Raw genomic sequence first — 14,508 nt, 5'->3', positions numbered from 1 at the left:
GTTAAGTATATGGAGTTCAGGAGATGAGTTCTACCTTTTTGTGTTAAATGATGTTTGCAGCTTCTAACTCGGCTTTACATTTCATCGATGTTATAGAATCGTGCACAATTTCCGCCCAGAATACGGTCTTGAATCTCTGTTGGAAGCTGATTAATATATGTGATGACTACGTTCATCACTGCTCTGTAATCCCGGCTCACCGTGCAAACGGGCCAATCGGAGCCAATCATCAACCGATCCGGACCAAAGGCTTCAAAGACGGTATCCAGGTAAGGGACAAAATCCTCCACCCTCCAATGTTCCCAGTCTGCTTCGGTTACCATTCCAGACAGCTTGCAATACACATTTGGTGATTTGGCGAGCTCCTGTATACCGCTTCTCCATGAGTCCAGTTGCCCCTTCCCCTCCATAATCCTAGGTTTTGCTAAATGATCCAAGACAAACTTCTGCTCCGGGAACATTTGTGTTAAGGCTGCCGCATTCGGAAGATGCCGCTCATGTATAAGCAGATCATAAGTTAATCCGTACCTGCCCAAGAGACTAAGTCCGTGAAGAAAATCATCCCGCAGCATAAAGCGATCATCAGGCTCATCCTGAATCACATGTCTGATTCCCTTCAGCTTGGGATGAGCACCGAATCTCTCCAATTGCGCAGACACCGCAGGCGAACATAGATCGACCCAGCCAACCACACCGTAAACGAAGTCGAATTCATCCGCAAGCGAGAGAAGCCACTCGGTTTCATGAAGTGATTGTCTAGCTTGAACGGCGATTGAACCGTTAAATGACATGGAATCGAGAAGAGGCTTTAAGTCCGCTGGCATAAACGGCCTTTTTAATGCCCCATGACGATCATCAATCCATGGGTAATCACCGGATGCATAATCAATAAAATGCTGATGGGCATCGATACGAACTGTGCTCATTACATCCCTGCTTTCTATGAATCTATTCTTTCATTTCCTTCTCATCTTTTTCGATTTCTTCATCTAGAATTCCTGTACGCGAAATGCTTTAAGAGCGTTGGCAAGCGGCCTCGTCTATGGAAGCACAGCCTGTAAGCAGTGAAAGAACAAAATAAACGTAAGACAGACTCTAGTAACCATGCAGTCCGTCTTACGTTATCTATCATTTAAACCAGCTGTATTTTTTCAATCATGAATTATCCGTTCCTTCAACTTCAACTTCAACTATCGTATTTCCGCTTCTTGCTTCGTCAGACGATCCCGTGCAAAATTCCAATTCTGAATGCGCTCATACTCCTCCATGGTAATCGGCAGCACGGTTCCGTGCTTGAAGCCATATGGGAAGCTGAAGCTCTCGTCAGAACGAATAAACCTTCCACTGTCAATATCATCTGCCAAAAATGGCACATAGCCTTGTCCTTCACCTTCAACACCGAAAAAGTCGAGCAGCAGACACCATCTGCCATCCTTTACCTTAAATGCCGTTGGCGCTTCATAAGCGTGATGTCCCAGCTTCGCCATTTCTTCATCAAAGGCTTCAATCCGGGTATGCTCTCCAGTCAGCGTACTGCCCTTTTGCAGAATGATTCCCTCTGGATCCTTCTCGCTTTTTAGAAAACGATATAAGAATCCGTTCTCTTCATAAATCGCGGAATCAATAATTCCGCTCCCATCTTTGCGGCACAGCATCTCCGGTTTCGAGAAGTGAACGAAATCCTTCGTTCGCGAGTAATAGATCGCCTTATGTCCGAAATTATTTGAAGCATGTGCTGAAGACCAATGGAGAACATAGTCCTCATTCTTGGTGTCATAAATGACATCTGGTGCCCACAGACAGCCAAAGTCCTCATTTCCAAGCTCAATCATTCTCTGCTTAGACCAGTTCACCAGATCCTCCGACTCCCACAACGACAAGCACTTGCTTCCTTCTCTTGAAATGCTGGCCCAGCTGCTCTTGTACTTCGTGTTAAATCCGTTTGCCAGACTCAAATCGGTTGCAATGATGAAGAACTTCCCTTCTCTCGTCCGCACAATGGTATGATCTCTGACTCCTCGATCTCCCTGTTCACTCCACAGCACAGGATTTCCATCATTGACCTGCTCCCAGTTTAGACCATCCCTGCTCAAACCAAAATAAACCTGTTCACCATCTGGTGTTTTCTTTTCTTTAAAATGCACAAACAAATAAGCGTCCATTAAAAAGTTCCTCCTTTTGAATTCTAAGGGAATGATCCATTGTGTTATTTTTAGTACTTGATAACTTATGCTTCCTTGTTAAGCGGCCGCATTGTTCGCAGCACACCATAAATTCCATTCAAATCTGCTTCAGGCATGAACTTAACGACAATTTGACTGCTCTTGTTGATTAAGGCTTGCGGAATCGGATACTCCTTGGTTACAAACTCTCTTCTGCGTTCATAACCGGTTTCCTCTCGCGCGAGAAGCTGATCATTCACATAAATGTTCATGGCACGATTATGGTTGATGAGGAAGTACGTCACCTGGAGCACATTCACATCATCTGGATCAACCGCCATTGTATAGCTAAACCAGCCCTTGTCATTTGCAAGCCTGCCATTCTGGCCATCCCAAGCTCCGCTGAACGTATTCTCTCCTCTGATCCCATGCTGGAGCTCATACTGATCATTGCCTACCTGAACGCTGTCAATCGTTGCCTCCTTAGTAAGGTTCTCAAGTCTGCCAAGCTCCAAATGACGCTTCAGCTCCTCCGAATCTGGTTCAACCATGTTCCAGTAGATACCATATCGTTCTTTATGCTGCTTATAATGAGGTGTAAAGATCAACCGTTCATCCTCATCGGTATTCCTTAATCGAAACTCCATCCGATCCTCGTCTTTGACCACATGCTCTTCTACGGACTGAATCCATTCTTTGGGAGTCATTCCGTTTGGAATGATAAAGTCCTTGATCCGCATCCGCTTCGTTGGCACTTGCACCATGATGCCTGTGCTGGATAACGTCATATCTTCATTTCCTAGAGCTGCGCTGAGAACAATTGGACCGTATTGGAAACCCACTGCTGCCGGATTGTCAGGGAGGCTGCAGGCGAGCACCTTCATGGGCAGAACTAAATCCAGTACATCTCCGCTGTGCCAGGTGCGGTCTACCTCCAGATATTCATTTTTGATCTCAGGTTCAAACCGCTTGCCATTTAGTAAAACAGTCATTTCACCCTTGACCCAATTAGGTACTCTTACATAGAGCTTCATTGCCCTGTCTCGGCCATCTGTGGTTTCAATCGTAAACTGGACATCATCACGATCCGGTATAGAGGCGGTTTGTGTAATGCTCATATTCTCTTGTGCAAAATCGAGCCTGGAGCTAATAAATTGATTCACGTACAGCTCGTTGTCATTGTAAAAATATATGCTGTCATTCAGCTTCGTAAAGCTCTCCATCCCCGTACCTGTACAGCACCAGAAGTGCTCAAATGGAGAGCTGTATATTTTGAAATAACCGGTAGCCATCGGCTGAAAATACATGGTCATTCCCGTTTCGGGATTTTGCGAGGAGAGAATCGCATTTATGTAGCTCGTTTCGTAATAGTCGGCATATTTCTTGTCGCCGGTTAGTTTGAACAGCTCACGAGTCAGCTTCAGCATGTTGTAGCTGTTACAGGTCTCGCATGTAATATCGGAGCGTCTTGCATCCAGAATATCTGGCTCTCCAAAATGCTCGGATTCACTGTTGCCGCCCGTTATATATGTGTGATGATTAACCACGATATCCCAAAATTTCTTGGCTGCCTCCAGATAAAATTTTTCACTCTCACCAAGCGTTCGATAACGGTTAAGCGCTCCCAGAAATTTAGGAATCGTTGTGTTCGCATGCTTGCCTTTTAATATATCTGCTCCCTGAGCGATTGCTTTGAACAAGGGGATCTCGTCAAATTTGTGAGCCGCTTCCAAGTGCTTCGGATCTGACGATATTTTAAATAGATCATACAAGCAGTCATTCATTCCGCCATATTCTACAGAAAGCACGATCGTTTGCAGCTCATGTGACCAGCGGGAGGTGCGTAATGCAACCCAGTCTCCTAATTTACAGACAATGCGCTTGGCATCGGCCAACTGTGTTCCTTGGTAAACAGCGATAAGTCCGGCGATCAGTTTGTGTATGGTGTACCATGGAACCCAGGCGGGTTGTCTCTTCTCAATATTATCGATCAAGCTCTCGGGAAATGCCGACAAATAACCGCTTTCAAATTGACATTGGGCAAGCTCTGCTATGATATATTCCAATTTCTTAAGCAGATCCGGATCACTCGTTTGCTCATAAGCTTGAGCACATGCAGTCATGAAATGCCCGAGCGTATGTCCCCGAATCTCGGTATCCTCCCATCCTGGATACTTCTCTGCCTTAGGAGGAAGACCTCGGTTCTCCCGAAATCCAGCGAGCAGACGATCCAGATCATAGCTATGTAAATAGTCGAGTTCCTTCGCAAATGCGTTGATATGAAACTCTCCAGTTAAGTGCACCTGGTTCATAGCAAAATCCTGCAATACATGACCTTTTACTGCTTCTTCCTTTGCAGACATCCTTCTACCACCTTCCGAGACTCTTCTATACGGTTCAGCTTGCTCTTTCAGAATAACGATTTCATATGTAGGAGTGAAGTGGAGAAACGTTCGAATTCGTGTAAAAAAGTCAGATAATGACGTATAGATGCATAGGAGTATAGAATGTTAATTCATAGTTGAGATCAACAAGTGGTGCCATTTCATACCAATATATTATAATAAGATATAGTAAGCTGAAGGTGTGAAAAAGACAGATACTTACGGAGGACATACATCGATGGATGGATACACATTTAATATAGAGAAGCCCCTAATAATGCAAATGACAGGAAAGTTCGCATCACCTGCTCCGGACTGGGTACATATGAGTAGAATACTGATGGATTACGAGCTGTTCGTCCAGACCAAGGGCAGGCTGTTCATCGCAGATGATCGGGGAGAGCATGTGCTCGAAGAAGGAGATTTTCTGCTGATGCCGCCTAGAACGAAGCAATTCGGTTACAAGGAATCCGATTGCAGCTTTTACTGGCTTCATTTCACATCTGAAGAACCCTCCTGCACCATTCCAATCCGAGATTATCAGCCTGTTCAGCACCACATCTTCATTCCACATAAAGGCCGCCTTCGAGGCATGGACAAGATTGTCATCATGATGAAACAGCTGCAGGACTCCATGCGCAGTTATCAGGATCCTACACTCGGTAATTGTATGGCGACCACCATTCTGTGTGAGCTGTATCATCAGTCCTATGCTGAGGACAATATATCCGGCAAGAAGCTGAAACAGCTTCAGCTCTATAATGATATTGTAGATTATATTAACTGGAATCGATTTGAAGCACTTAAGGTATCGGCAATTGCTGATTATTTCGGATATAACTCGAAATACCTGTCACACCTGTTCGCATCTGTTGCAGGCGTCACCCTTAAACAGTATATTATACAGCAGAAGATGGAAGCGGCTGCCTTTCTCTTGTCGGACACAAATCAGACAGTTCAAGAGATAGCCATGCAGCTCGGATACCATGACAGCCAGCATTTTATGAAGTCCTTCAAACAGATCACTCATCTCACACCAACGGACTTCCGAAACGCCGCTGCAAACAGACTGCTGTATTACAAGTGACTCACTTGGACCTTGTTTCATTGTTTCGATACCATTTACGAAGCTGGTTAATATGTGCCTGATGATAACGGTTATGGTCTGCCATGTGCCATATCCCCCAACGAATCGTTGCTTCTTTCTCATTCTCATGTCCGAACCTGACGACTTGTTCCAGATCTGCATCAGTCAGCTTCCTGCACGTATCTCGTAACAGCGCTAATACGTTTGTATAATCTGACATAAATGTATCAACTGAGACTCCAGCAATCATGGGAAGTCTGCCATCTTCATCAATCATGGGGCCGTATTTATCCCTATATGTTGAAGGCAAGGGTTGTCCCTTAATTCTGTACACCCAGTTCAAATCTACATACATGAGATGTTTAATCAGCTGGGCAGCACTATTATGACGATCGTCAGGCCCTCTGTAATCCAGCTCATCTTGCGTCATCCCTTGTGTAATCATCCGAAGGCGCTCGCAATTTTGTTCCACAGCCGAATACAACATACCTACGATTGGAGACATACTTGAGTCACTTTTCAAATCAAACATGAGAAGATTCCTCCTAGGAGATGATAAATAATGGATTTTAGGACAGCACAGAAAAATGCTGCAGTCGTTAAACAAATCGTTGATGTATATAGGCTCTCTAGAAATGCTGTAAAATCTGGCAAAATTTCAGATCTCGAGAATCGAAATCTATGGGACAGCCAACAGTCAGTGCTTGAACAAATCTTAGATGAGTGCTCGTTGATCGATTTAAGGGTTATCTATGCAATTGCATCCATAGGATATCATGAGAGAGGTATACGACATCGTTATTTAAACAACGGCGATGAATCCGTTGAAATTATAGAAATGGCAATTACAGAAAACGAAGAAGAACTGCTTAGCAAGCATAGCAAGTATATCGCTTTCCTCTCTGAGCAAGAATTGAGAGAACAATTGCTAGCTCGCATTGACATGTCTCAAGATTTGATAGAGGGCATGAAGATTATAAAATTAAGCTGAGGGCTAAGGAGGTTCTAGATGATCATTGCCATTCTTGATGAGCATAATACTGCCGCCTACTATGACGTGATTGAAGAAGTCGGGCACAATTTACAAGCGTTGCAATATGAATTTGATCGTTTTCTAAGCAGCCTGGAGGGAAATCATCCCTTCCGATCATATACTGAGATTGTTGAATGTAATGGTGAAGTCATATTCGCTGATTATGTAAATACATATGGACCTGATCAATTGATCGCCTGGATCAATGTGGAGAAATACAATGCTAGAGTTGCTGTAAGAATTAAAAATACAGATGCTCTAAAACCTGAAGCTAAGATATACATTTAACGGATAATTCTATTGATTATTTGCTCGCTTTTTTCTGATTCCTTGAACAATCCAACCCAATCCAATACAGAAAAAGATAATGCTGAAGGGATCAATAGCCTGATTAGTCAATAAAGCTTTAATTACAACAAACATTTGAAATACCCATATGATGCCAGCATATACAAAAATCATATTCGTTTTGTCCTTAAAAAATCTCCGGCCAATGAAATTTACAATAAGTATGATTACAATGGCATAAAAGATTATTATTCCCATGATCATTAGAGTCATCATTGAAACACTCACAATAAGCACCCCACTAATAGTATAGTTTCGTCTATTATATATGGTAGATCCTTACAATATTTTTTTCTCATAATAACACAATTGTGCTTGTTTTAACCTTCCAACCAAAAAAAACACCTCCAAGTTCATCTCCGACCTCAGATAGTCGATAGATGTTTTTGAAGGTGTTTTCAATATGAAGCCAAACTCTTCTTATTCTTTCGTCACCAATTTCAGTGGTGCGGCGATCATTTCTTCCACTTCATTGCCTTTAAGCACATTCGCTGCGGCTTGAACAGCGAGTTCACCTATGAGTGCCGGCTGTTGTGCAACTGAAGCGGTCAGCCCTCCGGCATTAATGGATTTAATCGCATCCTCGTTACCATCAAAACCAACCACGATGACATCTCTGCCTGAGCTTTGAATGGCCTCAAGTGCTCCAAGTGCCATCTCATCATTGTGGGCAAATACGGCCTCCGCATCCGGATTGCCTTGAAGCAGGTTCTCCATGACATTCAACCCTTTGGTCCGATCAAAATCGGCCGGCTGCTTAGCCACGACATCAAGCTTCTCATCGGCAATATTGTGGAAGCCCTGACCACGCTCCCGTGTCGCAGACGCACCTGCCACACCTTCCAGCTCAATGACTTTTGCTCCTTCGCCAAGCTGCTCTATAATATACTGAGCTGCCATTTCTCCACCCTTCACGTTATCTGATGCCACCAATGCTTCTACTTCACCTTGGTCTGCTGAACGGTCCAGCGTAATAACAGGAATACCGAGCGAGTTTGCCGTTTGTACTACGTTCGAGATCGCCGCCGAATCCGTCGGATTAATGAGCAATGCGTTCACGCCTTGCTGAATCAGATCATCCACGTCATTGGATTGCTTCGCCGAATCATCCTGTGCATCTACAATAACAACCTCGATCCCTTGCTTTTCTGCTTCAGCAACAACACCGTCTTTTAAGGCAACGAAAAATGGATTGTTCAAAGTAGATATGGATAGTCCGATTTTTATATCATCTGTGTTACCGTTGTTGTTCGGTTTAGCCCACTCTGGCGGCTGCATGGAACAGCCCGTCATAATGATCATGAGTACTGCAGTGAACAATAAAGTTAATTTTTTCATCATGTCTCTACTCCTCTTATGCAGATTTCTTACGGTCAATCAGTACCGCAATAACGATCACGACACCTTTGACGACCATTTGATAGAATGATGATACACCGAGCAGGTTCAGACCATTGTTAAGAACTCCGATAATCAGTGCCCCGATTAAAGTCCCTATAATAAGCCCGCGGCCTCCTGTTAAGCTTGTACCTCCTAATACGACAGCAGCGATTGCATCAAGCTCATAAGAATCACCGGCTGTCGGCTGTGCAGAGTTAAGACGGGAAGTCAGAATGGCACCCGCTAGTGCAGCCATCATACCTGCAAGAGAATAGATCATAATTTTGACACGATCGACCTTGATACCGGATACAAGCGCAGCCTTCTCATTACCGCCGATGGCATACGTTTTGCGTCCAAATGATGTTTTATGCAGAATGACCCACAGAATAGCAAATGTAATCATCATCGTAATGGCCGGCACCGGAATGCCTAGGAAATATCCACGTCCAAACAGCTGGAATGCCATGTTGTCCCCAAGACCCGTGATCGGATTCCCGTTCGTGTACACTAGGGTTAATCCCCGGAAGATCGTCATACTGGCTAGTGTTGCAATGAAAGGTGCCATCTTACCTTTGGTAATCATGAGTCCGTTCATCATCCCCATAATTCCGCCCAGCAATACCCCGACAATGATGGCAAGAATCGGATCTAGACCAGACAGCATCAGGTTAGCGACAATGGCACTGGACAGTGCCAAGATCGAACCGACGGATAGATCGATACCGCCAGTCAAAATGACAAAGGTCATACCAAATGCAAGCAGTGCGTTAATCGATACCTGTCTGAGCAAATTCAATATGTTAAGCGGTTCCAAAAATCCCGGATTCATAATCGTTACAATGACGATAAGCAGGATGAGTCCGAGCAGCGGCCCAAGCTTCCCTGCAAGCTGTGACAACTGAAGTCCTTTTTTATTACTCGTTTCCTTTACACTGGTCATGTTATTGTCCTCCTGTTGCTAGTGTCATAATTTTCTCTTGTGTAGCTTCTTCGCGGCTGAGTTCTCCACTGATCTGTCCCTCGTGGACAACGATGATCCGATCACTCATACCGAGCACCTCCGGCAGCTCAGAAGATACCATGATAATCGCAACACCGCGGTCTGTCAGCTCATTCATCAACTGATAGATTTCCCGCTTGGCACCCACGTCAACGCCTCGTGTCGGTTCATCAAGGATTAGGACACTTGGTCCGATACCTACCCATTTAGCAATAACGACTTTTTGCTGATTCCCACCCGATAAATTTCTGGCAGCTGTTTCAGAAGATTCTGTCTTAATCAGAAGCCGTTTAATCAGAGTATCTACAAAATCCTTCTCTTTCTTACTGGAGATTAGACCTGCTTTGCCACTGAAGCTGAACAGATTAGGAAGCACCATATTTTCACGTATAGAAAAATCAAGCACCAGACCTTCATCCTTACGATCTTCCGTAATAAAGCCAATTCCATGCTTCACTGCATCATCAGGCTTGCGGATATTAACCTTCTTGCCTCGTACCCACATCTCTCCACTATGAAGGGAGTCAAGCCCAAACAGGGCACGCATAATTTCAGTTCTTCCTGCACCCATGAGCCCAGAGAAGCCCACAATTTCACCAGATCTGACGCTGAAGCTTACATTCTCAAAAGCATCCTTGCGGCCGATATTCTTGACTTCCAGTACGACCTCACCCGGTTTCGGGTTTCTGGCAGGATAACGTTCCGTTAATTCTCGTCCAACCATTTTTCTAACGACTTCCTCAAAGCTCGTATCTGGAATTGGCTTGGTGTCCACGGTCTTCCCGTCACGCATCACCGTAATTCGATCACAGATCGTAAAGATCTCCTCCATCCGGTGCGAGATATAAACGATGGATACACCCTGCTTGCGAAGTGAGTTAATGACCGCAAAAAGCTTCTCGATCTCACGCTCTGTCAGTGCGGCTGTCGGCTCATCCATTACAATGACTTTAGCATTGGTCATGAGTGCTTTGGCAATCTCAATCATTTGCTGCTGTCCTACCGAGCATTCTCCGGCATCCTGATCCAGCGGAATGCTGACGGCCAGCTTCTCAAACTGCGATTTTGCCAGCGCTTTCATCTGTTTCGTATTTAAAAACCCTGCTTTACTGGTCAGCTCTTTGCCGATAAACAAGTTTTCCAGCACCGTCATATCCGGCCAAATGTTCAGCTCCTGATGGATAAAGGCAATACCGAACTGCTCTGCTTCTTTGGGATTAGAAAAATAAGTCTCTTTCCCGTCTATCAGAATCGTTCCCTCGTTCCGCGGATGCAGTCCGATTAGAATATTCATCAGTGTTGATTTGCCGGCTCCATTCTCACCCATGAGCGCATGTACTTCACCTTCAACCAGATCAAAATCCACACCTGTCAGCACTTGATTCGTTCCAAATGCCTTATGAATTCCTTTCATCTGAATATGCATATATGATTTCCCTCCTTGATGACGAATCTGTCAGAAGTACACACCGGACTGTAAGATGCAATTAGCATAAGGCTTTGCTTCCCCTGTGCGAATAATAACCTTAGCGTCCTGTGTCAGCTTTTTGAACTGCTCGTGCGAATGATATTCCACCGACTGATTAATAAACTTCTCTTGTATAAAATGGAGCGCTTCCACATTCTCCGATTTAATCTCTTCCGCCAGAATGACCTTCTCGATCTCCATATCTTCAGCAATCGCCTCTACTACTTCCATGAAGCTGGGTGTGCCCAGCTTTATGGAAAGGTCGATCTTATGAACACCTTCAGGCACAGGAAGTCCGATATCCGCTATCACAATTTGATCCGTGTGTCCTAAATCCGCAAGCACCTTGGTGATATGACTATTAATTATTCCTTGCTTCTTCATTACAGATTCGCCTCCACTTCATCTCGTGTCGGCATTCCGCCTTGTGCACCGAACTTCATGACAGACAGCGATGCCGCACGGTTGGCGAATTTAATACTATCCTGCAGTGATTTGCCTTCCGCCAGTGCAACGGCAAAGGCAGCATTGAAGGTATCACCTGCACCGGTTGTATCGACTGCTTCCACAGCATAACTTGGAACCAGAATCTCTTCGGCTCCATCATAGAAGCGGACTCCGTTTTTCCCTTCGGTAACAAGCAGCTTGTTCGGATACTTACGAAGGGAATCATGCACGCTTGCTCCGTCAAAGATGATCTTGGCTTCATGCTCATTCGGTGTAATATAGGCAGCCTTCTCAATGAGTTCATCGCTCACAGGCCGGGCAGGTGCCGGATTTAACATGAGCGGCACGCCAAGCTCACTACACAGTGCTGCAACATGCTCCACTGTTTCCTCTGGAATCTCCTGTTGAATCAGCACGATATCCGAATTCTTGATCACTTCTACGGTCTGCTCTACATAAGCCGGTGTCACCTCATCGTTCGCTGCTTTCACAAAAACGATGCTGTTGTCACCTTCTGCCAAGATAATATGAGCCGTACCACTTTCCATATCTGTAACCGGTTCCACATAGTCGACAATGACTCCGTTTTGTTTAAAATTGTCCAAGATGATCTTGCCGTAATGGTCATCACCCACACGCCCGATCATCGTAACCTCAGCACCGAGTCTGGCTGCAGCGACTGCCTGGTTCGCTCCTTTGCCCCCCGGCACCGTCTTGAAGGATTCTCCAAGCACCGTTTCTCCTGCACCAGGGCGTTTACTAGACGTCACGACAAGGTCCATGGAGGAACTGCCAATGACCGTTACTTTTGCTTTTTTACTCATTTATTTTGCGCCACCTTTCGGGTTGTATTCCGTTCAATATACTCAACTGGAAACTGAATGTAGGCCTCCATATTATGTTTGTTATCGATTAAATTTATCAACAGCCGGGCTGCTGCTCTTCCCATCTCATATGCAGGTTGTCTAATGGTTGACAGTGCCGGTGATAACAATCCGCTGATCGGAATATCATCAAATCCGACGATCTGCACATCCTCTGGAACTCTTCTGCCTCGTCTTACGGCTTCATGAATCACTGCAATCGCTGCCAGATCATTACTTGCAATAATGCCGTCCGTAGAAGGATAAGTATCAAACAGATTCGTAGCCAGTCTATCTACGTTATGAAATGAAAAGCTAGAAGTCTGGATTACATGATAATCCATTCCCGCTTCTTTGAGAGCATCTAATGCTCCTTGGTATCGATCCTGAGCCGGTTTGACATGAGCAGGACCCTGCATCACCGTAACTTCTCTGCTGCCCCCGGCTATAATCGCTTCCGCGGCAAGTCTGCCTCCCTGCCATCCATCTGCATAAACCGAAGGTTTATCATGAGATGTCCGGTCTAGGAATACAACAGGCAGGCTAAAGGAAGCGTACGTATTCGTATCCGGATTATTTGTCAGCGTGATCACGCCGACCACATTATTTTGAGTAAACGTTTGCAAGTATTCCAGCTCTTTCTGTTCATTCTCATCACTGTTTCCAATAATAATACGGTAATCATTCTCCCGCATTTCATCCTCCACGCCTCTGGCGATCTGAGGGAAGTAAGGGTTCGTGATGTCAGGAATAAGCAGTCCGATCAGCTTCGACTTACGTTTATATAAAGATCTCGCAACTTCATTCGGTGAATAATTCAATGCCAGGATGGCATCCTCTACTTTCTTGCGTGTATCCTCATGAACATATCCTGCGCTATTGAGTACCCGGGACACCGTGGCCACCGATACGCCTGCTTGACGCGCTACATCTTTAATTGTTGCCATCTCTGTCACCTCGACTATGTGTAACCGGTTACAGGTATAAGATAACATAGTTGCTCACATGTTGCAAGCTCAAAATGAACACCTATATTCTGTCATATTATTTCATGGTAAGATGGAAGTAAGCTTTAAGTTTATGGATAGGAGGTATAAGGCCATGGGATTATTTAAAAAGATCACTTCCCTATTTGGTACAAATGAGCACAAGCCTAATCCGAAGAAGAGGATTGAAACGCCTGAATTTATCTACTCACATAACCTTCCCGAGCAATTAGGAATCGTGTCATCTGTCCATTCACTGAACAGATTGGCTGCCCGTCTTGAGGATGCATTAAACGATACATATATGAATCAGGTGAGAGACCGAGTTATGTCCAAGCATCGTTATTCAGCCGAGAAATATAACTGGATGCTGCTTGAACTTAAGCGATACTTTATTCTCTGCGCTGTACTCAAAAATGTGCCGATGTATAGCAATGATACGGACGTCATTTGGCATGAAATGCTGATGTTTACACGAGACTATGAGGACTTTTGCCGGAAATTCACCGGTGATTTCATCCATCATCAGCCGCATAGTGTACAGCCAAGCGAAGCTGAACGTATCAGTGAGAGAGCCTGGTACGATCTCCTATACAGCCGCCTCTTTATAATCTTTCCAGAGAACGAGCAATTATCCAGACCTTTCTTCAAGCAGCCTATAGAGGAAGGGATCCTCAGGAGAATAGAGCATGATCCGAACGATGAAGTGATAACCGCAAGACTTAGGGTAACAAATGATCTCGATGTGAAGCAGCTTCAGGAGGAGCTGCTGCTTACACTTAGCCATCAGATCAGAGAAGCTCACCTGCAACTGGATGATTTGTTAAGACAAGATACGTTGTCTGCAAAAAACCAACAGAAGACTTCACCGAATGTGTTACGAAGCAATGCAGCGATGGACCCTATCCTCTCTATCCTGCTCATATCTACGTCTACTTCTTACTTATTCGAGGAGGCTCCACCTTCTGAGGAAGAGCTTCGTAAAGCGCAAGATACCAGCGGTGGCGGCGGATGTTCCGGCTTCCACTCGAATGAACATGAACGGTCCGATTCAAATGCTTCTGACTCTTCACCAAGTGATACATCGGATGGAGGTTCATCGTGCGGAGGTTCTTCCTGTGGCGGCGGATGCAGCAGCTGAATTCTGCAGCTGAATTCTGCAGATACACATTTCTTTATTCTGATATAGGCATCTATGTGAATGTATATAGGAGTGGTGAGATGATTGGAAATCTAGATAAGTTACTCTTTGTTCTCTGGCGAAGGATCTTTTCTCGATACACAATTAGTATCTACATGTCACACAATCAAGAACACTTCCAGAAAATCATTTATAAGCTAAACAGC

14 protein-coding genes are annotated in these 14,508 nt (G+C 44.8%); 4 read left to right on the top strand and 10 right to left on the bottom strand.

Annotated elements, in window-relative coordinates:
- Positions 1-74: 74 nt before the first annotated feature.
- From BLW49_RS09775 to BLW49_RS09765, 3 genes are all read right to left on the bottom strand, one after another.
- The gene (locus BLW49_RS09775; RefSeq protein WP_090724303.1) at positions 75-926 is read right to left on the bottom strand and encodes an amidohydrolase family protein; all 852 of its coding nucleotides are present in this window, start codon (positions 924-926) and stop codon (positions 75-77) included.
- 264 nt (positions 927-1,190) lie between these two features.
- Positions 1,191-2,162, bottom strand: a complete 972-nt coding sequence (locus BLW49_RS09770) for a glycoside hydrolase family 43 protein (protein WP_090724301.1) — start codon at positions 2,160-2,162, stop codon at positions 1,191-1,193.
- Between the two features lie 65 nt (positions 2,163-2,227).
- Positions 2,228-4,525 carry a beta-L-arabinofuranosidase domain-containing protein gene (locus tag BLW49_RS09765; protein ID WP_090724299.1) on the bottom strand — a complete coding sequence of 766 codons (2,298 nt, stop codon included), beginning with the start codon at positions 4,523-4,525 and terminating at the stop codon, positions 2,228-2,230.
- A 259-nt stretch (positions 4,526-4,784) separates the two neighbouring features.
- Here BLW49_RS09765 and BLW49_RS09760 point away from each other — a divergent pair, with 259 nt between their 5' ends.
- Positions 4,785-5,633: a helix-turn-helix transcriptional regulator gene (locus BLW49_RS09760; protein ID WP_090724298.1), complete on the top strand. Its 849-nt coding sequence runs from the start codon at positions 4,785-4,787 to the stop codon at positions 5,631-5,633.
- Between the two features lies 1 nt (position 5,634).
- Here the strand turns inward: BLW49_RS09760 and BLW49_RS09755 are convergent, their stop codons facing one another.
- Positions 5,635-6,165 (bottom strand): DinB family protein, encoded by a 531-nt coding sequence (locus BLW49_RS09755; RefSeq protein ID WP_076313731.1) that lies wholly within the window; start codon positions 6,163-6,165, stop codon positions 5,635-5,637.
- Between the two features lie 30 nt (positions 6,166-6,195).
- Here BLW49_RS09755 and BLW49_RS09750 point away from each other — a divergent pair, with 30 nt between their 5' ends.
- Together BLW49_RS09750 and BLW49_RS09745 are read left to right on the top strand one after the other, a co-directional pair.
- Positions 6,196-6,624 carry a hypothetical protein gene (locus BLW49_RS09750; RefSeq protein WP_076313730.1) on the top strand — a complete coding sequence of 143 codons (429 nt, stop codon included), beginning with the start codon at positions 6,196-6,198 and terminating at the stop codon, positions 6,622-6,624.
- 18 nt (positions 6,625-6,642) lie between these two features.
- On the top strand, positions 6,643-6,954 hold the full coding sequence (locus BLW49_RS09745; protein ID WP_090724296.1) for a hypothetical protein: 312 nt from the start codon (positions 6,643-6,645) through the stop codon (positions 6,952-6,954).
- A gap of 480 nt (positions 6,955-7,434) precedes the next feature.
- Here the strand turns inward: BLW49_RS09745 and rbsB are convergent, their stop codons facing one another.
- Genes rbsB through BLW49_RS09710 form a run of 6 tightly spaced genes read right to left on the bottom strand, consistent with a single transcriptional unit; the run spans position 7,435 to position 13,122 of the window.
- On the bottom strand, positions 7,435-8,352 hold the full coding sequence (gene rbsB, locus BLW49_RS09735; RefSeq protein ID WP_090724546.1) for a ribose ABC transporter substrate-binding protein RbsB: 918 nt from the start codon (positions 8,350-8,352) through the stop codon (positions 7,435-7,437).
- A 16-nt stretch (positions 8,353-8,368) separates the two neighbouring features.
- Positions 8,369-9,337, bottom strand: a complete 969-nt coding sequence (gene rbsC / locus BLW49_RS09730) for an ABC transporter permease subunit (protein WP_090724293.1) — start codon at positions 9,335-9,337, stop codon at positions 8,369-8,371.
- A 1-nt stretch (position 9,338) separates the two neighbouring features.
- A complete protein-coding gene (locus tag BLW49_RS09725; protein WP_090724292.1) occupies positions 9,339-10,823 on the bottom strand; it encodes a sugar ABC transporter ATP-binding protein in 1,485 nt (494 codons plus the stop codon).
- Between the two features lie 30 nt (positions 10,824-10,853).
- Positions 10,854-11,249: a D-ribose pyranase gene (gene rbsD, locus BLW49_RS09720; protein ID WP_090724290.1), complete on the bottom strand. Its 396-nt coding sequence runs from the start codon at positions 11,247-11,249 to the stop codon at positions 10,854-10,856.
- Positions 11,249-12,136, bottom strand: coding sequence for a ribokinase (gene rbsK, locus BLW49_RS09715; RefSeq protein ID WP_076313723.1), 888 nt, complete (start codon positions 12,134-12,136; stop codon positions 11,249-11,251). Before rbsK ends, rbsD begins: the two co-directional genes overlap by 1 nt.
- Positions 12,133-13,122 carry a LacI family DNA-binding transcriptional regulator gene (locus tag BLW49_RS09710; RefSeq protein WP_090724289.1) on the bottom strand — a complete coding sequence of 330 codons (990 nt, stop codon included), beginning with the start codon at positions 13,120-13,122 and terminating at the stop codon, positions 12,133-12,135. The genes rbsK and BLW49_RS09710 overlap by 4 nt, the downstream gene beginning before the upstream one ends.
- A gap of 154 nt (positions 13,123-13,276) precedes the next feature.
- Here BLW49_RS09710 and BLW49_RS09705 point away from each other — a divergent pair, with 154 nt between their 5' ends.
- Positions 13,277-14,302, top strand: a complete 1,026-nt coding sequence (locus tag BLW49_RS09705) for a glycine-rich domain-containing protein (protein ID WP_090724288.1) — start codon at positions 13,277-13,279, stop codon at positions 14,300-14,302.
- Positions 14,303-14,508 lie beyond the last annotated feature (206 nt).

Origin of the sequence: Paenibacillus sp. PDC88 (assembly GCF_900106725.1) — a bacterium.
GTDB classification, from domain to species: domain Bacteria; phylum Bacillota; class Bacilli; order Paenibacillales; family Paenibacillaceae; genus Paenibacillus; species Paenibacillus shunpengii.
Note: the sequence above shows the minus strand (reverse complement) of the source record. Positions and strands in the feature narration are given on the sequence as shown.